This window comes from Pseudocolwellia agarivorans, from assembly GCF_002000085.1.
Lineage (GTDB): Bacteria > Pseudomonadota > Gammaproteobacteria > Enterobacterales > Alteromonadaceae > Pseudocolwellia > Pseudocolwellia agarivorans.
The window spans coordinates 197210-217790 of sequence record NZ_MUZU01000006.1 but is presented as its reverse complement, the minus strand read 5'-3'; the positions used below and the strand labels follow the sequence as shown (position 1 = coordinate 217790).

General features: G+C 35.2%; 17 protein-coding genes. 5 read left to right on the top strand and 12 right to left on the bottom strand.

Features of this window, described 5'->3' with window-relative positions:
• Positions 1-57: 57 nt before the first annotated feature.
• Entirely contained in the window at positions 58-609 is a 552-nt protein-coding gene (locus tag B0X80_RS11480; RefSeq protein WP_077340420.1) for a GNAT family N-acetyltransferase, read from the bottom strand.
• 165 nt (positions 610-774) lie between these two features.
• On the opposite strand from B0X80_RS11480, the gene B0X80_RS11475 reads away from it, so the two are divergent.
• Complete coding sequence (locus tag B0X80_RS11475; protein WP_217697146.1) at positions 775-1644, top strand: AraC family transcriptional regulator; 870 nt, start codon at positions 775-777, stop codon at positions 1642-1644.
• A 96-nt stretch (positions 1645-1740) separates the two neighbouring features.
• Here B0X80_RS11475 and B0X80_RS11470 read toward each other — a convergent pair whose 3' ends face one another.
• The 3 genes from B0X80_RS11470 to B0X80_RS11460 form a co-directional block, all read right to left on the bottom strand.
• A complete protein-coding gene (locus B0X80_RS11470) occupies positions 1741-2664 on the bottom strand; it encodes a manganese-dependent inorganic pyrophosphatase (RefSeq protein WP_077340419.1) in 924 nt (307 codons plus the stop codon).
• Positions 2665-2880: 216 nt separating this feature from the next.
• Positions 2881-3849, bottom strand: a complete 969-nt coding sequence (locus B0X80_RS11465) for a class 1 fructose-bisphosphatase (protein ID WP_077340418.1) — start codon at positions 3847-3849, stop codon at positions 2881-2883.
• A 259-nt stretch (positions 3850-4108) separates the two neighbouring features.
• Positions 4109-5026: a DMT family transporter gene (locus B0X80_RS11460; protein ID WP_245825445.1), complete on the bottom strand. Its 918-nt coding sequence runs from the start codon at positions 5024-5026 to the stop codon at positions 4109-4111.
• Between the two features lie 120 nt (positions 5027-5146).
• Here B0X80_RS11460 and B0X80_RS11455 point away from each other — a divergent pair, with 120 nt between their 5' ends.
• The gene (locus B0X80_RS11455) at positions 5147-6592 is read left to right on the top strand and encodes an aminotransferase-like domain-containing protein (RefSeq protein ID WP_077340417.1); all 1446 of its coding nucleotides are present in this window, start codon (positions 5147-5149) and stop codon (positions 6590-6592) included.
• A 66-nt stretch (positions 6593-6658) separates the two neighbouring features.
• Here the strand turns inward: B0X80_RS11455 and B0X80_RS11450 are convergent, their stop codons facing one another.
• The 7 genes from B0X80_RS11450 to aroQ form a co-directional block, all read right to left on the bottom strand.
• Positions 6659-6826 carry an oxidoreductase-like domain-containing protein gene (locus B0X80_RS11450; protein ID WP_077340416.1) on the bottom strand — a complete coding sequence of 56 codons (168 nt, stop codon included), beginning with the start codon at positions 6824-6826 and terminating at the stop codon, positions 6659-6661.
• Between the two features lie 120 nt (positions 6827-6946).
• Positions 6947-7570: a PEP-CTERM sorting domain-containing protein gene (locus B0X80_RS11445; protein ID WP_077340415.1), complete on the bottom strand. Its 624-nt coding sequence runs from the start codon at positions 7568-7570 to the stop codon at positions 6947-6949.
• Between the two features lie 55 nt (positions 7571-7625).
• On the bottom strand, positions 7626-8213 hold the full coding sequence (locus tag B0X80_RS11440; protein ID WP_077340414.1) for a hypothetical protein: 588 nt from the start codon (positions 8211-8213) through the stop codon (positions 7626-7628).
• Complete coding sequence (locus B0X80_RS11435; RefSeq protein ID WP_077340413.1) at positions 8210-10969, bottom strand: CBM96 family carbohydrate-binding protein; 2760 nt, start codon at positions 10967-10969, stop codon at positions 8210-8212. The genes B0X80_RS11440 and B0X80_RS11435 overlap by 4 nt, the downstream gene beginning before the upstream one ends.
• A 641-nt stretch (positions 10970-11610) precedes the next feature.
• On the bottom strand, positions 11611-12957 hold the full coding sequence (accC, locus tag B0X80_RS11430; protein WP_077340412.1) for an acetyl-CoA carboxylase biotin carboxylase subunit: 1347 nt from the start codon (positions 12955-12957) through the stop codon (positions 11611-11613).
• Positions 12958-12980: 23 nt separating this feature from the next.
• On the bottom strand, positions 12981-13430 hold the full coding sequence (gene accB, locus B0X80_RS11425; protein ID WP_077340410.1) for an acetyl-CoA carboxylase biotin carboxyl carrier protein: 450 nt from the start codon (positions 13428-13430) through the stop codon (positions 12981-12983).
• Positions 13431-13515: 85 nt separating this feature from the next.
• Positions 13516-13962, bottom strand: coding sequence for a type II 3-dehydroquinate dehydratase (gene aroQ, locus B0X80_RS11420; protein ID WP_077340408.1), 447 nt, complete (start codon positions 13960-13962; stop codon positions 13516-13518).
• A gap of 473 nt (positions 13963-14435) precedes the next feature.
• Here aroQ and B0X80_RS11415 point away from each other — a divergent pair, with 473 nt between their 5' ends.
• The 3 genes from B0X80_RS11415 to B0X80_RS11405 are packed head-to-tail and all read left to right on the top strand — an operon-like array spanning position 14436 to position 18366.
• Positions 14436-14723: a hypothetical protein gene (locus tag B0X80_RS11415; RefSeq protein ID WP_077340406.1), complete on the top strand. Its 288-nt coding sequence runs from the start codon at positions 14436-14438 to the stop codon at positions 14721-14723.
• A 13-nt stretch (positions 14724-14736) separates the two neighbouring features.
• On the top strand, positions 14737-15930 hold the full coding sequence (locus B0X80_RS11410; protein WP_139345316.1) for a hypothetical protein: 1194 nt from the start codon (positions 14737-14739) through the stop codon (positions 15928-15930).
• Positions 15931-15933: 3 nt separating this feature from the next.
• Complete coding sequence (locus B0X80_RS11405) at positions 15934-18366, top strand: EAL domain-containing protein (RefSeq protein ID WP_077340402.1); 2433 nt, start codon at positions 15934-15936, stop codon at positions 18364-18366.
• A gap of 142 nt (positions 18367-18508) precedes the next feature.
• On the opposite strand, the gene B0X80_RS11400 is transcribed toward B0X80_RS11405, so the two are convergent.
• Positions 18509-20329: a protein-disulfide reductase DsbD gene (locus tag B0X80_RS11400; RefSeq protein ID WP_077340400.1), complete on the bottom strand. Its 1821-nt coding sequence runs from the start codon at positions 20327-20329 to the stop codon at positions 18509-18511.
• Positions 20330-20581 lie beyond the last annotated feature (252 nt).

Genomic DNA, 20581 nt, shown 5'->3' with positions numbered 1-20581 from the left:
ATTTTAGAAGCTCAACAGGTAACTTTGTTGAGCTTTTTTAGTTAAGCTGAACTCTGGTTAGTTACTTTGAGCAACGTTTATTTGATAAAGAACAGCATTAACATTGCTAAAATTATTATCTGAATAACGATAGTTTTTTATATATTCCATACCTATTTTTTTCATTATTGCTATTGAAGCTACGTTATCTTTCAGTGCTGTAGCACTAAAAAATTGATATTCAGGTTCACTGCTTATTGTTTGTAGAATATGTTGAGCAGCCTCGGTTGCATAACCTTTGCCCCAGCTTGATTGAAGAAAACGCCACCCTAATTCAATATCGTTAAAGCGTGGTGTATCAGTAAAAAAATCCATTGGTCGAACTAATATCCAACCAATGTCTTGCTGTGTTTTTGTTATGGTTACTTTCCATAATCCCCAGCCTTTTTCTGTATTACGATAAGCGTATAAACGAGGAATAAAGTTATCTAAAATATCTTTTTGGGTAGTGGGCTTTCCGCCATTTAAATACAGCATAACCTCAGGATTTTGATCTAACTGAAAAAGAAATTCCGCATCGTTTTTATCAATCAGATGGTAACTCAGGCGAGTTGAATTAGTTATGTGCATTTAGTCCGACCTTATTTTATAAATTGTGTATTATTGGCTATTAATACTAATTACAACAACTCGTTATTTTTATAACGATAATGGATTATAAACATAGCAATTTCAATCAGGATGTTAGCCATGCAATAGCGCACTATACATGTACCTGAAAGATGAAGAAAATAAATGAGTGCTAAACAAATGAATAGCTATGATGAACGTATATCGAATGTTTGCGAGTATATTTATCAACACCTTGATGACGAATTGTCGCTAGACAAAATGAGCGATATAGCGGCATTTTCGAAATACCACTTTCATCGTGTATTTTTGGCTTACACCAACATGAGTGTAACTAAGTTTATTCAGCTCATTAGGTTGAAAAGAGCTTCGTTTAGATTAGCGTTTGAAGCCGATAAACGTATTATTGATATTGCCTTAGAAGCTCGATTTGACAGCCCTGAAGCTTTTTCAAGAGCGTTTAAAAGAACATTTGAACAGTCTCCTTCAGAATTCAGGCTAGAACCTAAATGGCCTGAGTGGTACATGCGGTTTGATTTTAAAATACAACCTTATGGAGAAATAAAAATGAATGTAGATATTGTTCATTTCGACACGGCAAAGATTGCTTTTATAGCACATAAAGGATCGCCTGAAACGGTGCTAGAAACTGCAGCAAAATTTATTGCATGGCGTAAAGACACTGGCTTATCACCAGTAAAAACCAGTAAAACGTTTGGTATTCCCTATAGTGACCCACAAATAACCGAACCCGACCAATTTCGCTGGGATATTTGTGGAACAATAACAGGGGATATTCCGGATAATAAATACGGAGTTCAAATAGGAGAAATTAAAGGAGGTAAATGCGCTTTAATTCGTCATGAAGGAAGCCACGATAAGCTAAATCAGAGCATTTATTACTTTTTTCGGGAATGGTTACCTCAAAGTGGTGAAGAAATGCGTGAGCAACCTTTGTTTTTTCATTACTTAAACTTTATTTTTGAAGTAGATGAATGTGATCTTATTACTGATATATATTTTCCGTTAAAATAAATATCTATAGCTAGTAACTAATATTTATTTTTATTAAAGAAAAAGCCCTGAAATAATTTATATTTCAGGGCTTTTATGTATTTTAAAAAATGATGTTTAAGCTAAAGAATCTTGAAGTGGCGGAACTACTTGTTTCTTACGGCTCATAATACCGTCGATCCAAACTTTACCGTTAACCGTGGCTTTACCGTAGGCTTTTTCTGTTAAGTCGTCGTTGTCACTGATTACTAATACTTCAGAACCTTCTTTCATAATGTCAGTTAACAGTAACATTACGCTGTGACGTTCGCCTTCGGCTTTTAATGTGGCCATATCAGCCAAAAAGTCTTCTTTCATTTCATCAAATACAGCTAGGTCGATAACTTCTAATTGGCCAATACCTACTTTTTTACCGTGCATGTTAAAGTCTTTAAAGTCACGCATAACTAAGTCGCGAATTGGTGTACCTTCAACCGCCGATTTCACTTTAAACATTTCCATGCCTAACGCTTTGTAGTCTTCAATACCAGCAATTTCAGCAAGAGCTTCAACACATTTAATATCAGCCGTTGTACATGTTGGTGATTTAAAAATTACTGTATCAGACAATATTGCACACATCATGGCTCCGGCAATATCTTTAGGAATTGCAACGCTATGAAAGTCGTACATCATTTTAATAATGGTGTTAGTACAGCCTACAGGACGGATCCAGCATTCAAGCGGTGTAGAAGTTGTAATGTCGCCTAATTTGTGATGATCAATAATGCCTAATACGGTTGTATCATCAATATCGTCAGGGCCTTGAATGCGATCTGAGTGATCGACTACATAAATACCGTCGGTATCGGCAAATGTCATTTTTAGTTCAGGTTGTTCAAAACCAAATTTTTCTAGAATAAAAAGGGTTTCAGGAGATAGTTCACCTAAACGTGCAGGTTTCACGTCTTCACCTGTCGCATTTTTTAAATAAGAAAGCGCGATAGCTGAACAAATTGAATCTGAATCTGGAACTTTGTGTCCCACGGCGTAAGCTGACATATAAAATTCTCTGTTAAAGGAGTTTGTTATTAAAATTTAATAGCGGCTATTCTAACAAAAAGGTTTATATCTATACAATGAATGTTGGCTGTAAAGAATAGTTCTTATAGGGAGGGTTAACTGAGTATTGAAGAATAAAGCAAGATAAGGGTTATAAAAATAGAAAGAATTACAGAGAGGAAATACATCCTCTCTGTTTAAGTATTTGATCTATTGTTACTTGTAGTAAGACAAACACTTATTTACTTCGTTCTTAGAGCCTAAAATAACTTCAACACGTTGATGAATATCTGTTGGTTCAATATCCATTATTCTTTGTGTTGATGTAACACTTAAACCACCCGCTTGTTCAACTAAAAAGCTCATTGGGTTTGCTTCGTACATTAAACGTAATTTATTGGGTTTAGCAAGATCTTTTGAGTCAGCGGGGTAAGTAAATAGGCCACCACGAGTTAGTACTCTATGAACATCGCCTACCATGGCGGCACACCATCTCATGTTAAAGTTTTTACCACGTGGGCCTTCAGTTCCTAATAGTAAGTCGTTAATATAGTCTTGCATAGGTGATTCCCAGAAACGTTGATTTGACATATTAACGGAAAATTCTTGGGTATCTTCTGAAATTTGAACGTTGCGCTCTACTAATAAGTAACCACCGTAAGTACGATCGAGTACATAAAAATGAGTGCCTTTACCTGTGGTCATTACCAACATCGTTGAAGGGCCGTATAAAACATAACCCGCACAAATTTGTTTGTTACCAGCTTGTTTAAACATATCCGGATCACTTGCATCCATGCCATCAATAGCTGGATGAATAGAGAATATAGTACCTATCAATGAGTTAATTTCGATATTTGAACTACCGTCTAGTGGATCAAACGATACAATATATTTACCGTCGGGGTTTCCTGCAACTGAAGTATCTTCTTCTTCAGACGAAATAGCTTTTACAAAACCAGATTCTAATAAAATATCTTTAAATAGTTCATTTGCTACCACATCAAGTTCTTTTTGAACTTCGCCTTGAATGTTTTCATCTAAAGTTGATCCCATAAGGCCGCTTAAATGACCTTGGCCAACACGAAAAGATATTTCTTTCGTTGCGGCTAGTACTGTTTTGATTAATGAGATGAGATCAAGTGGAACATTGTCTTCACGTAGAGCTGGAGCTAATCGTTGCATGGGGGTACCTAAAATTTATTTGAATGATAAAAGCTTGTTAAACAAGTTTTATTAATTTTACAGCTGAGTAATTATAAACCGTTTAAGGTGTAATTTAGAATAAATAATCAGATTAAATTGTCATTTTAGGCTGAATAAATGATATATAGTGTGTTTTATTACAGCGTTATTTGCATTAGTTTTTTAATACCCATTAATTACGCTGTAATTAGATAAATTCTACCATCTCGAAATATGTTGAATACAAAAAAACTATTTTTTAAGAAACAACTTTTTCTGCTGTATTAATATCGTCGTTTCTTACGGCGTTTTTACTTACCTCAGGTTTAACTTTGGTTTTAGATAAAACAATGATGTTACCAAGAAAAATACAGCTTAATCCTACTACTGTAAAAGCACTCCACTGGAAGTCTTCCACAAATGAAGATATTAACACCGCTATTGCAGGAAACATGATATTGGCATATGAGGTTTTTTGAGGACCAATTTTATTTAATAACGTTAAATAACAACCAAAAGCGATAACAGAACCAAAAATAGATAAGTAAAGTAATGAGCTGATATAAGCGATGTTCATGGGCAGTATAAAAGCTTCACCATTAATAAATGCCCATAGCCCTAAACAAATTGCCCCATAAGCCATGCCCCATGCGTTAGCAGCATGAAGTGGTGCCTTTTTTTTCTGGTTTCTAATCGAAATCATATTACCGCAAGAAGCTAATATGGTTCCTACTAAACAAAAGCTTAAACCAATAAGCGTTTGTTCACCTAAAGATACATGACTAATTTGTGGCCAAAACAACGTTGTTATCCCTGTTATACCGAGTAATCCCCCAATATAAAACTGCTTAGTTATTTGGGTTTTATACCAAATTCGAGCGTTAATCATGTTGAATATCATTATCATTGAAAATCCAATGCAGGTAAGTGCTGAATTAATATGTTGTTGTGCGCTGTATAGAAAATAATAATTACAACCAAACAACGCTAAGCCAAATGCCAAAAATTGGACGTGTAACTTTAATGAAAAGTTAAGTTGTATTTTTTGCTGTTTACAAAAAATAAATAAAATAGCCGCAGCTAACGCAAAGCGATAACTAAGGGATACGGCTGGGGAAACGTCACCTAATTGATAATTAATAGCAATCCAGGTAGAGCCCCAAATAAGAACAGTCATTATGTATAACAAGGTATTATTCATAAGATTAAAGTTGATTTCATTAAGAAGTAATGACAGTTTAACTAAATTTTGATTTAATAACATATACAAAAAATAAAAAATGATACCTATACAGTTATGCAGCTACTTGATAAATCATCATCTAATTTTTTATACCAACAAGTTATTGACTATGTTGAAAAGCAAGAGAAAAAAGGTGTTTTTCAAGCGGGCGATAAACTCCCAAGTTTACGTAAATTAAGTAAGCAATTAGACATCAGTGTACCTACTGTAAAGCAAGCTTATATTGAATTAGAACGACAAGGGGCTATTTATGCACGCCCTCAATCGGGTTACTACATGAAAGCTAAACAAGTACGTACTTTGTTACCCATGAGAGATCGTTGGTTACATTCCTCTCCAGCTGAGTTGCAATGTAGGAGCCTTATTGAGCAAGTTTACGCAGCTATTCATTTACCTAATACGGTTGCTTTGGGGCTTTCAAACCCAGTAAATACACACCCACCAGACAAAGCTTTATCTCGTTTAATGAAAGGTGTGTTAAGTCGAGTATCAGAAAAGTCAGTAAGCTATGGAGCTGTTAATGGAGATTCAAAATTACGATTGAATATTGCGCTCCGCTATCAAGAACAGGGGGTTGCAGTTAATTACGACGATATAATTATTACCAATGGTGCTCAAGAAGCATTATCTATTGCATTGCAATGTGTTGCCTCTAAAGGTGATGTTATTGCGGTAGAGTCACCTTGTTATTTTGGACAGTTAGAATTAATAGAAAGTTTGGGGATGAAAGTGGTAGAGGTGTATACCTGTACTGAAAATGGTGTTTGCTCAAAGGAATTAGAAAAAGTACTTAAAAAACACAATGTTAAAGCTTGCTTATTTACAACCACAGTAAATAACCCTTTAGGTTCCCTGATGACCAATATGGAACGCAAAGAGCTAGTTGAACTAGTTGAAAAATATAACATTCCTTTAATTGAAGATGAGGTTTACAGTGAACTTTATTTTACAGAAGAAAAGCCTAAACCAGCAGAACTGTATTCTAAAAAAGGCCTAGTGCTAACTTGCTCTTCTTTCTCTAAAACCGCAGCTCCTGGTTATCGTATTGGTTGGTTAGTGGCGGGTAAGTACGAAGAAAAAGCAAAAGGAATAAAAAGAGCGCAATCATGTTCAACGGCTATGTTACAGCAATGGACGTTAAGTGATTACCTAATGAGTGGCGAATATGATAAATACTTACAGGTTTTACGAAGAAAATTACAATACAACAGCGAACGCATGCGAGCATTAATTACTGAACAATTTCCAACTGAAGTATGTATTTCAGAGCCTAAAGGTGGTGGTGTTTTATGGGTAAGGTGTCGTTCTCATGTCGATACAGAAAAGTTATTTCATGAAGCGATTGAAAACGGAGTAAGTTTTGCTCCAGGAATTATTTTCTCGCCATCAGGAAAGTATAATAATTTTATGAGAATAAGTTTTGGGGTGCAGTGGAGTGACGAGGTTGTTAAAGCCATAACTACATTAGGCGGTATTGTGAAAAAATACTCTCAAAAATAAACTTTAGGAGAGTAGAATAAATACATCCGTAGGAATGCAGGGAGATTCTAATAGTCTCGATTCCGTTTATGGAGTTTGATGCTTATTATTTTCAGCTTCTTGCGCTAGCTGGGCCTGTTGTGCTTTCCATGCTTTCCGCTCTTCATAATAAAAGTCCCACACACAAGGGCTACACCCACTCTCGCAGCATGCACCATCTGCAGGTGGTATAGGTTTTTCTAATATTTTAGTCATTATTTGTTTCTTAATAATGCCATTTCTGTTGTATTCATAATAATGGTTAGCCTAACTTCTATTTGGACATTATAAATGAAAAACCCTGCATTTGCAGGGGTTAGTAACATTATAGTTGTATTATATTTTCAACTTTATATAGCGTTTTCTTAACCCTATTATACCTAAGCCAAATAAAAGCATGCTAGCTAAATGTGGTTCTGGAACTTGTGTTGAAGTCACGTCAACTGAGCTAGGTATAGCCGTAAATGCAAGAGGGGTTGGTATAAAGTTACGATCGAAAGCACCGCCAAGTAGTACATTATCAAATGATAATGTAATTGTTCCAACAGCTTTTGCATTAAAAGTAAAAGTACCGATAATAAACTCATCTAATTGCAAGGCGAATAAATCAAAATCTGTATCAAAGCTAGTATCAGTTAGGTTTATTGTACCAGTAGAAGGTTGGGTAACACTGGAAAAAAGGCCCCCACTAAATCCAAATAGATCCAATTGATTACCAAATACGGGGTCACCAAAAGTGAAGTTCATGAACTCTAAAGTACTTGCTTCGAATAGCACATTAAAGTCAAAGGTTGTTAAAATATCAGTGTCTACGTTTGATATTTTAAGATCAATATTAAATACCTCTCCAACATGTACATCAGACATATTTGGTTCAAGGCTAATCATTGCAGCGTTGATATCACCAATCCGCAAAAATAAAATAAGAATAACGGCGAATAAACTTCTATATTTCTTCATTTTTTTAATTCCTTATGAGTATATACTTACGCAATAGGCGTGTTTTAATATTGTTTTATAATCTTGCTTGGCAAGCTCTAGCGTCAGCTACTGTGATAAAACCATCTTGATTAACGTCCATTGGGTCATTTTCACCTTGAGCGGCCTGATTTCGTTTCATTAATATGGCGACAATGTCGCTACGTTCTACTACGCTATTACCATCAACGTCACACTTTAATGTGGTCGCAGGTTCTTCTACGGTAACCATTACTGCATCAGAAGAAACTTGAGCACCGTTACTAGCAGTAAATGTTAATTCATAGATTCCAGATATATCAGGAATGAAAGCTGCTGATAGTGTGTCGGCATAAATAATATCGGCATTGGTTCGCTTAGAGCCTTCAGGTACGCTGCTAAATTTCCAGTTGAATGAAGAGGCTAACTCATTCTCTACAGAGCCTTTTAGTGTTATAGGTGTGCCTACTTTGCCAGAAAGATCATCACCAGCATGGCTATTTATGCTATTACTAAAAACAAGAACAATAACGGGGCTTAATTCGTTGTTACCTTTTTCTTTGCTAGAAAATCTAGCGAAAACACTGCCGTCAATTGCTGAAAGATTAAGTGATATAATATTATCTCCAGCTAACTCGGTAATCACTTGCTCTGTAATATCCCATTGAATAAAGTCGTCAGTGCTACCCGGTGAGTGTCTAGTACCGCTCCAGAAGCGGGCTTGTTATTCCATGTCACTGTAGATTCTAGCCAATTATCATCGGCGATTGCTTTAACTGGCCATTTTACGTTTGTTCCCCCCGCAGCTGCATTTAGTCTTAAGTTAGCTGAAATAACCTTATTTTTTACAGCGGATAAATCAAACTTCAACAAGGCTTCGCGTGTGTAACTACCACCGCCTAGTTTTACGTATAGATCTTTTGTGGCACCGTAATTATTTTCTCCAAAATTACCACTTTGAACATAAGCATCAGCTATAACAGGAATATTAATGGTACTTGCCTCATTAGCTGACACGGTAATGTCTACAGTTTTAGTATTTATTGCTCCGTCATTATCGGTTACCGTTAACGATACTGAGTAGGTGCCAGCTGTTGCGAAAGTATGACTAGGGTTTGCCACTGTCGAGTTTGTATTATCGGCAAACGTCCAGTTGTAACTTTCAACCGTACCGTCAGCATCGACACTTGCATCTCTAAAATTAACGACTAAGTTATTTGCTTGATAAGAAAAATCTGCTGCTGGTATTACAGGCGGTTTGTCTTTGTACTTAACTATAAGTAACGGCCTGATATTTAATATTTCATTCTCTTTTGACGCAAAAGTAGCCCATACTTCTGAGTCGGAGGATATATTGACTGATAATGTTTTATCATCAGACATTTCTTTGATAACTTGACTGGTAACATTCCATTCAATTGTCTTTGTTTCTGTATTGACAGAAGCTGTATCTAAAACTGTTGTGACAATAGGTTTATTACTCCATGTCACTAACGATTCTTCCCAGCTGTCGTCTTCAATAAAACTAAGTGGAAATGAAGTACTTTCAATTCCCGCTCCTATTGAGGTTGCAGTCAACATTATTTTAGCTAATGAGATATTGTTAGGAAGTTCTGAAAGGTCAAACTTTACAAGTGCTTCTCGAGTATAATTACCGCCGCCTAGTTTTACATTCATTCCTGCATCTAAGCCATAATTATTATTTTCTGAGGCGCCGTTCCGAATAAATGAGTCGGCGCTAGCTGAAAGACTTGTTTGTGAAGTCTGCTCTGAATACCATGCTGTTTTTAAAGTCGCATATTCATTTTTAGCGTTTGAAACCCATTCAGGTTCATAGCCTAAACGGTGCGATAACTGAGCTTCATAAAGTGATATTGGTGTGACAGGGGAGCCATGACTTTCTTCGTACTTTAAGGCGCTTTGCAAGAAAGTAGAATTATTACCATGATAACCGACAATTATTGGGTTCGCGATTGTTGTACCACAATAATTGGATTCACACACAGGCCAAAAATCTACATTATTTAATGATGTGCCGGTTACTTTCTGATTCCATATTGTGAGACCGATAAGATGTCCTGGGTAATTTGAATAATGACCACCCGCACCATTGATACCTTTGCTTGTATAATTATCTAAAAGGTTTGTACGGGGTTGTGCTGCATGTATATCCCAGCCTTTTGCATTGGGTGTATCAATACGCCATGATACTGAACCATTTGCTTGACCTGAAAAGTCAGCACCATGAAATTGTCCGTCTAATGTATTGTCCCACAGTAAACCTTGTAGAATTCTTGATGAACCGCCATTGATTGTTGTTAACGCATGACCATTATTACCATCAACTAAGAGGTTTATAATACTCGAGGCATAGCTCCTATAAATACCTACAGCCCTAGTTACATTAGTAAATCGAGATCGGGTTACCCAAGAGTTTGCAACTTTACCCATTGAAATAGCGTGCCATGCATAATCATGAATATAATCTTTATGATGAACAAATTTGTCGATAAAGTTTGCCTTGAAATGAATATCTTCAAAGCCTACATTTTCAATTAAAGTGTAAGGTTCGGCTGTCCAGTGATGATTTGCTTGGATGTCATCAATAATTGGATCTTTAAGGGTAACGGTATTCTTTTCAGTATCAATTGAAGCAATTTCGTGTATTGCTGATGCACTAACACCTGATTCGACAATATTACTCCAGATGCTTCGAGGAGTTCTGTTGTCTAAAAAGTATGAGTTGGCTTCTGGGTTGGCAGGTAACTCGATCAACAAATGCTTTTTACCGATAAAAATACTACTATTTTTTACTTGGATAGTTGTATTACCTCGGTTTTCACTTTTTATTATATTGGTTTTAGGTTGAGACGAATAAGGTGCAGAGAAGGTGAACATATTAGGGGTGTTCCACGCAGAGCTTCCTGTCGGCAATAACATGTGATTTTTCATGTTAATAACGGTACCGCCAGGTGTAGAGCCGCTACCTTTTAATATTATATTAGATTTTTCAATTCTGATCGTTCCCGTTTCTGTGGCTGTCGCATTAACTAAGAACTCACCCGGAGGAAAAAATACAATTCCACCACCATTGGCTTCAGCAGCATCTATTGTGGCCTGAATAGCAGCTTGATCTGAAACAGAATCATTGGCTCCAGCACCATAATGCGTAACATCAAAAATAGGTAAATTATGCTTTTGAGGAATAGCTTGTGACCCTAATTGATAGCCTGCAAAAGAGTAGTCTGTAAGTACTGGTATGTTTTCTGTTGTTATTTGTCCTGTATATTTTTTCCAGATATTTACATCAGTTCCGTTAGCAGAAAACACTATCGTATGTGAAATGATGGCGGCGATTAATGATGTTGTAATGGGTAACTTGTTACGCTTGAATATACTCATGGTGTAAAACCTTATTATTATTAAAATATGAGGATGAAGCCGTGTTTATTATTTTACAGTGTTATTAATATAAACCTCTGTTTATGCTCTATGACAAAACAAATTGTATTTAAGTTAATACTTGCTTTTAGTATTTATATATTACTTAACTTGTCAGACAAGTCAATGTGTGCTTATAAGATTTATTTGTGATGTTGTTGAAATGAATATTTATGATTTTTTGTAATGGTGCTTTGATCTAGCCGATTTTAATAATTCAACTAAGATGAAATTACTTTATAAATCAATATTTTGATTTTATTTTTACGATGTTTTAAGTGGTGGGTAGGTAATATTATTATTAATAAATATATCCTCCAATTTTAAGTTTAGGAATATCAATAGATTTATTTGTAATGTTATATGATAACTTCGGTATTGTTTTATCTCAGTATCAGAATGGAACCATTTATTTTTCAAGTATTGAGAACATAATAAGTTATTACCATCAGAGTCTATTTATCGCCATTTAACATAAAGAAACTACTATACGAGTATGAGTTTTTTATATAAATAATGAATAAATTTGGCTATAGAAATCAGTTTATTACTCAAAAAAAACCCTGCATTTGCAGGGTTTCAATAAAGCTTAATATTGCTGTTTATTCATTTTCAGAAAGTTTCTTTTCTAAATAATGAATATTTGCACCGCCATTAACAAAACCTTGATCATTTAAAATATCTTTATGTAAGGCTATGTTCGTTTTTATACCGTCAATCACTAGTTCGCTTAATGCATTACGCATTCTAGCAATAGCAACGTCTCTGTTATCACCGTAAGTAATTAGCTTACCAATCATAGAGTCGTAATGAGGTGGTACTGAATAATCTGCATAAATATGAGAATCCCATCTTACACCCATCCCTCCTGGAGGGTGAAAACGTGTAATTTTCCCTGGTGAAGGAATAAAAGTACGTGGATCTTCGGCATTGATACGACATTCAATAGCATGACCAGAAATTTTAATATCATCTTGTGTGTATGATAATGGTTGACCGGCAGCTACACGAAGTTGTTCTTTAATTAAATCTACGCCTGTGATCATTTCTGTAACAGGGTGCTCAACTTGAATACGTGTATTCATTTCAATGAAGTAGAATTCGCCATTTTCATATAAAAATTCGAATGTACCTGCACCACGATAATTAATTTCGATACAAGCTCTGCAACAACGCTCACCAATTTGTTGGCGCATTGCAGGCGTAATGCCTGGGGCTGGCGCTTCTTCAACAACTTTTTGATGGCGACGCTGCATTGAACAATCACGTTCACCTAGATGAATTGCTCCACCTTGGCCATCAGCCATTATTTGTATTTCAACGTGACGTGGGTTTTCTAGATACTTTTCCATGTAAACCATGTCGTTGTTAAACGTTGAACGTGCTTCACTTTTAGTTAATTGAATCGCTTCAATTAATTCATCTTCAGATCTAACAACGCGCATACCACGACCACCGCCGCCACCAGAAGCTTTGATGATTACAGGGTAACCAATACGCTTACCATGAGCTAAGTTAGCTTTATCATCATCGAGTAAAGGTCCATCAGAACCAGGAACACAAGGAACACCAGCTGCTTTCATTGCTTTAATTGCTGAAACTTTATCACCCATTAGGCGAATACTTTCAGCTAATGGTCCGATAAAAGCAAAACCAGACTTTTCAACTTGTTCAGCAAAGTCTGCATTTTCAGCTAAAAAGCCATAACCAGGATGGATAGCTGTTGCATCAGTAACTTCAGCTGCAGTAATAATTGCAGGGATATTTAAATAACTATCCATCGCTGAAGGTTTACCAATACAAATAGTTTCATCGGCTAATAGTACGTGCTTTAGGTTTTTATCTGCTGTTGAATGAACAGCAACAGTTTTAATACCTAGCTCTTTACACGCTCTTAATATTCTTAATGCTATTTCGCCACGGTTGGCGATAACTACTTTATCTAACATGAAAATACCCTTTTTGGTTGGGCTTATTCAATGATGAATAGCGGTTGGTCAAACTCAATAGCATCTTCGTTTTGAGCAAGTATTTCTTTGATAACACCGGATTTATCTGCTTCAATTTGGTTCATCATTTTCATTGCTTCAACGATACATAAAGTATCACCAGCATTTACATGCTGTCCTACTTCAACAAATGCTGGAGAATCAGGTGATGCTGACGCATAAAATGTTCCTACCATAGGAGAGCGAATTGTATGACCAGATGCTACAGGTGCAGCTTCAATAGTAGCGGCTGCTGGTGCCGATGGGGCTGGTGCAGCAGGAGCGGAAGGCTGTGCATATTGAGGTGCTGCTGTATGTATAACAGATGCTCCACGGCTAATTCTTACCGATTCTTCACCTTCAGAAATTTCTAATTCATTAATGCCTGATTCTTCTACAAGCTCAATAAGTTTTTTAATTTTACGAATATCCATTATTTGTACCTTTGTTCATTTTATAATTAAGTAAAAAATAATTTGTAGCAATTCGTTACAAATTATCATTGAAATATCTAAACGATTATCTAGTTAGCCATTCTTGTGCGGCATCAAGTGCATATTCATAACCGTTTGTACCTAAACCACAAATTACTCCAACAGCTACATCCGATAAGTAAGAGTGGTGTCTAAACTGTTCGCGAGCATGTACGTTTGAAAGGTGCACTTCGATAAAAGGGATGCTTACTGACAATAATGCATCTCTTAGTGCTACACTTGTATGAGTAAAAGCAGCAGGGTTTATAATAATAAAATCAATCTTGTTGTGCGCGCTATGAATTGTATCAAGAAGTTCATATTCAGCATTCGATTGTAGATGTGTTAGGTTTATATTTTTATCAGCTGCCGATTTTTTTAACTGGCAAACAATATCATCTAAACTAGCAGAACCATAAATTTCAGGTTCTCTCTTACCTAGCATGTTTAAATTTGGGCCATTCAATAGTAAAACATTAAACTTTGTAGACATTGTCTTTAAAACAACCATGATATTGTAATATATATGTATCATTACATACTTAGTTAAAGGGTTAAAGGAAATTTGATAAAAATTACTAACTTTTGTTATTTTGGCGAATATTGACCACTTTTCGATGAAGTTAGTGAGGAAGTACTGGTATAACCACTAGGTATTTAAAAATAAAGTATATTTTTTTTGCATTTCCGTGTTAATTTACTAAAATTATTAGATGATCGTATAAGCCTTAATCTATTGATTTATAATGTATTGCATTCATATCTATTGTCAGTGCATAATCTTAAATCTTATATGTTTTTCGATAGTGATATTATAAGGATATTGTTATTACTCAATTATTTCTTAAAATTAGCATATTGTTACTCGCGTTGATTTGTTTTAAATCGCATAGCATTGATGTTATAACTCATCACTCCGTTAAGCTAGAATCTCTATCTTCATCACAACTTCGTAGAATTTATTCTATGAGGCAAATACGCTGGCCAAATAACGAATCTATTGTCGTGTACGTTTTACCCAGCCAACACCCGGTCCACAAAGCTTTTTCAAAAGATATTTTACATATATTTCCATATCAGTTAGATAGAATATGGAATAAGTTAACATTCTCAGGATTAGGTGTTGCCCCCAGAATAGTAAAAACTCAAGCAGAACTTGTACACGCAGTAAGTACCACTCGTGGCTCTATTGGTTATGTTGATGTATTGGATAAGGAAAAACAGCATGTCAATGTTATTAACATTACGGAATAGTTGGGAAAAAATAGTGAAAAAGGAATTAATAACCGTTGTCTTGAGTAGTTACTTTATTTTAACGGGCTTTGCTTATGCGGATAACATAAGTGAAGATCTTCAAATTCATGGTTTTGTAGCTCAAGGCGTTATTGATGTAAATGGCAGTGACTTTGTCAATGATGACCAAGATATATCATTAGAGTTAACTGAAATAGGCTTGAATGCTTCTTATCAATTAAGTTCAGATGTTCGTTTAGCTGGGCAGGCGGTCTACCTAAATGGTGGGAATAGATACGACGAAGGGTTCAGAATCGATTATTTATTACTTGAATGGGCTTTACACAATACTCAAAACTGGCAAACAAAATTATATTTAGGGCGCATTAAAAACTACCATTGGTTGTATTCAAGTACACGTGATGTACCCATGACGAGGCCAACTATAGTACTTCCGCAATCCGTTTATTTTGATGCAACCCGAGATATGTCTATTGGTGGTGATGGAGGAGCTATTGCAACTCGTTATTCAAACGAAAGCATTGGTGATATCGATGTTACAGCGAGTATAGGGATTTCACCTATTTCTACAGAGCAAACCACTATTTTGATGGGAAGTAAATCAACAGGAAAGCTAACACAAAAAAATGACTTTCAAGCTAGTATTTATTGGACCCCAAGCTTATCTCAATGGAGGTTTGGCCTAGCAACAACAAACGCTGACTTTACTTATAAAAGCGGTATTGATGATAAATTTATGTATGGAGTCTTAGATTTAGAGCGATTTTATGCGAATGCTGAATACCAAGCAGAAAATTGGACATTTAGCGCGGAAATTCTTCAAGAAAATATAAAGCTTGATGGTTTACTTTTTCCTGATTTTGTAAACGATTCAAAAGGCGAAGGGGGATTCGTCCAGTTACAATATAATATTACCCCTAAATTACAGTTTTTAGGTCGATATGAGCATTATTATGCCAATAAAGATGACAAACATGGCAAGCAACTTGAGTTGAACTATGCTGGTGCCGTACCTCATTATTTTGGTTATCAATATGATACCACCGTAGGTCTTAAATATAGAATAGCTCCCAAAGTTGAACTACAGTTTGAGCATCATTGGATCCAAGGTACCGCTAGGTTGACTCCTGTTTTAATACCAGAACCTAGGGTAAATAAAGATGAATATTGGCAATTGTGGGCTCTGCAATTGATTTATTGGTTTTAAATAATGAAACAAGTATTTATTCGTGTTCCTACCAAATTACTTTTGCTTATTATTGGTACTTTACTTTTATTAAGTGCTGGTTTTTCAACGGTATCTTTATCACGTTTAAATGCTGAATTTAAAGCATATCAAGCGGAAACTTTAATTCAGGGGCAAGAGCAATTTAAGTTGCATGAAAAAACCTTACGAGAGAATTTAAGGGTTTGGATTGAATCATTTGCTGATGTAGTTCACCTTCAGGAAAAAAATGACTTTGATGATTTAACTAAAGAAATATCAAAGCAGTTTGACGCGCTTCAGTTACATCATAATGTTGAAAAAATGTGGCTAATAGATAGCAAAAAAAATATCTTATATAGCTCAAGTATAACGCCAAACTACGTTTTAAATAGTGTAAATAAAACACTCGATATTCAAGAACCTCAGCACTTATTATATTGTCAGGTTTATTGTGAGCAATTACTTACTGTTCCTTTACTTAATAAACAAGGTGACATGGTGGTTGTTGCTTTGGCCGTTTCATTAGTTGATATGATTTATGCGATCAATCAGTCAATAAAAAGTGAAATTGCCATTGTTAGTTTTTCAAAAAGCGACCAAGCTAAATTACATGAGGCGCAATTTTTATCAGCTTCTGATATTAAATTAATGAGAACATTATTTGTTCAACCTAAAAAACAGATTAGTGTTGAAGCAATTAAAGCTATGGGTGTACAAGTTGATATAAGCTCTCATAGTTATTTAATTAATTTAATGTCTTTGGCAACCAATAATCAAAGAGCTTATTACATGGCGCTTATTGATGATGTAACGCCTATTACCTCTGAATATAAGCAATACCGTTATCAATTCCTGCTTTCTGCTGTGTTAATTTTTGTGACATTAGCAGGCTTAGTTTATTTTGTATCTAGCCCATTAACTCACCGCTTAATTGTACTTTCTAATGCGTTACCTTTATTAGCTCGTAAAGAATTTGATCAATTCAGACGCATTAAATTAAAACGTAAAAGTTTCTTTTCTGATGAATTAGATATTTTAGCTGATGCGACAAGTGAATTAAGTTATGAACTTGAACAGCTAAACCTAGAGGTTGAGCAAAAAACTAAAGAATTAGAAAATATAGCCATGTACGATTTACTTACCGGTTTGCCAAATCGTAATATGCTTAATTATCAACTGCGTAAATCTGTTGCTAATCTTTCTCAATTCAAACATAAAATAGCCGTTCTTTTTTTAGATTTAGATGACTTTAAAAAAGTGAATGATAGCCATGGTCACGGTCAAGGAGATCGATTACTTATTGAAGCAGCAAACCGCGTTAGATTAAGTATTCGAAATGTTGATGTTGCTTGTCGTTTTGGTGGCGATGAATTTGTTGTTGTTTTAGGTAAAATTGAAAACGTAGAAGAGGCGGTCGTTGTAGCAGAAGAAATTCTTCAACGTTTCAAAACACCTATAAAAATAGGCAGTAGTATTTTTTATGTTTCAACAAGTATCGGCATTGCCTTTACTGAAGATAAGCTGATTAAAGCTGAAGAGCTGATTAGTTATGCTGATATTGCTATGTACGAAGCCAAAGACAGTGGTGGTGCTCAATACCATGTTTATCATTCAGAAATGTATCAGCGTGTTGCCCATAGAGTGATGTTAGAAGGCGAAGTAAGACAAGCATTAGCTAAAAATCAATTTAGCTTAAGTCTACAGCCACAACTTGTAGCAAAAACTAAAAGAATATATGGTTTTGAAGCGCTATTACGCTGGCAGCACCCTTCAAGAGGAATGATTTCTCCAGATGATTTTATTCCTATTTTAGAAAATTCAGCCCATATGATTGAACTAGGATATTGGATCATCCGTCGTTGTTTCGAATTGGCTGTTATGATCAAAAATCATGGATTAACAGATTCACGAATTGCCATTAACTTGTCAGCAGGGCAATTTGTTGATCAAAACCTACCTAATTTTTTACAAGGGTTATTAGTTGAGTTTTCAATTTCTGCTTCTCATTTTGAGTTAGAGCTTACAGAGCAAACGTTGGTTAAAAACGTTGACCACACCATTCGTATGATGGAGGTACTAAAAGGGTTAGGTTTTAGCTTTGCTATTGATGATTTTGGTACAGGGTATTCGTCTTTAGCCTACTTAAAGCAAATGCCTGTTGACGTGATTAAAATAGATAAAAGCTTTATTTTTGGCATGCTAGAAAACCATTCTGATTATCAAATTATTATGTCGACAATTGCCATGGTTAAAAACTTAGGTTTAACGGTTGTGGCTGAAGGCGTTGAAACAAGTGCTCAGTTAAGAAGTTTAATGCAAAACGATTGTGATTTAATTCAAGGTTATTATTTTGCAAAACCTATTCCTGAGGCTGAATTACTTGACTTTATTGATGCTCACATTGTTGATAATCACTGGAAAACAAAGGCTCTATAATAAGGGTATATTCGTTGCGTTTGTTTTACTAAAGTATTGCTCTTAAAGAGTAAGTAGTTATGAATGATAATTTATAAATATCAATAAAAAAGCGGTAAATGAAACTATCATTTACCGCTTTTTCATTAAGAACAGAAAATATTTATAATATTTTTTTTACCAGTGCTGAGAAGTCTTTAGCATCCATAAAACCTGTAACTCTATTCTGTGTTAACTCATCACCATTAGTATTAAAAAATAAAATAGATGGTAAGCCAAATACTTGAAATTTATCCATTAATTCAACGCTTGAATCAGAACTTGTATCTGTTAAATCAATTTGTATTAACACCGTATTTTTAAGCGCCTCTTTAACAATAGGAGCACTGAATGTATAGTGTTCAAACTCTTTACAAGCAATACACCAATCAGCATATAAATCTACCATTACGGTTTTACCTGCTGCATTAGCCTCTTTAACTTTTGCTTCCAACTCTTTAAGGCTAGCTACCATAACAAACTTGTTTTCCGCATGAGCTTGTTGAGCGCCTTGTTCTTCATTCGTTGAACTAGTTGACACTTGAGTTGAGCTAACTGGTGTCGTATCAATTAATTTGTAAGCTTGCATAGCGCCATAAAATAACGCTAAGAAAATAAATAATGAACGAACGCCGTGCCAAAAATTAACGGGTGTTGATTTATTGGTAACGTAAAAATAAGTTGCAGTTGAAAGTAATAACGTAATCCAAAGTATTTGAATAACAAGGGCAGGAACCATACGTTCTAATAAAAAAATAGGAACCGCTAACAGTAATAAACCAAATATATTTTTAATTACATTCATCCAAGCGCCGGCTTTAGGTAATAATTTACCGCCAGAACTACCTAAAATTAATAGTGGCAAACCCATTCCTAAACTTAAGGCATACAAAGCCGAAGCACCTAAAACAATGTCACCCGTTTGAGAAATATAAAGTAACGCGCCAGTTAAAGGAGCGGTTGTACAAGGCGAGGCAACTAAGCCTGAAATAATCCCCATACTTATTACTCCTATTACAGAACCACCTTTTTGGTTGTTACTCATATCATTTAATTTATTTTGCCAGCTACTCGGCAAAGCTAAGTTAAATACACCAAACATTGAAAGGGCTAAAAATATAAATAAAACGCTTAAACCAATTAATACGATTGGGTGCTGAAAAGCTGCTTGAAATTGAGCACCAGCTAGTGCGACAACAATACCTAAAATAGTGTAAGTAACAGCCATTCCTTGTACGTAAAAAAACGACAGAGTAAATGCTTTTTTAGTGGTTAACTTGTTACCTTGCCCTACAATTATGCCCGTTAAAATAGGGTACATTGGAAATACACAAGGCGTAAAAGACAACAATAAACCACCAATAAAGAACGCCACTAGAGTTAGCCATAAACTGTCTTGTTTTAGCATGTCAGCTAATTGATGTTGCTCACTTTTGTTTTCAGATGTGTTGTTTGAGCTTGTAGTCGTTTGAAGGTTATCATTATATTGGTTTAAATAAATCGTTTGTTTTGCTGGTGCATAACAAAGTCCTTTTTCTGCACAACCTTGATACCTTACGGTAACAATAGGGTTTTCTTGTGTGCTTTCTACATCAATATTAAAAGCTAAGTGACCCGTAAAAATCTTTTGTACACCAAAATATTCATCTTCATGGTCTTCGCCGGTAGGTAAAACTACATCAGAAATACTGGCTTCTTCAGTTTTAAATTTAAATTGATGACGATATAAATAATAACCTTCAGCTATATCAAAAGTCACATTGACTCTATTGCCTTCTTGATGAAAATTAAACTGAAAGGCTTCGTCGAGTGGTAAAAACTCATCGTCATTACTGAATAATGAAGGAGAAGAAACATCAAAAATAGATTCTTGTGCGCTTACTTGTGCAGTTAACAGAAATAGACTGATAAAACCTAACCAGAAAATGGCACATATTTTTTTCATAATCACGACTTTGTAAACTCTTTAATCCAGTGTAAATATTTTCATTGCCTTGCTGGATGTTCATGACAATAATTTGGAAGTACTTTATAAAAACAGTTAGCTCAACACTATGTTTTTTTTCTTAAGAAAAACTTAAGTTTTCTATTTTATTTCAATAAATAAAGTTTACGCTATTGTATTTACTCTGTGTAGTTACAAATGTAACAGACAATAACCTTGCTTGAAAAAGACCCGATGAACCCCATATAAGTT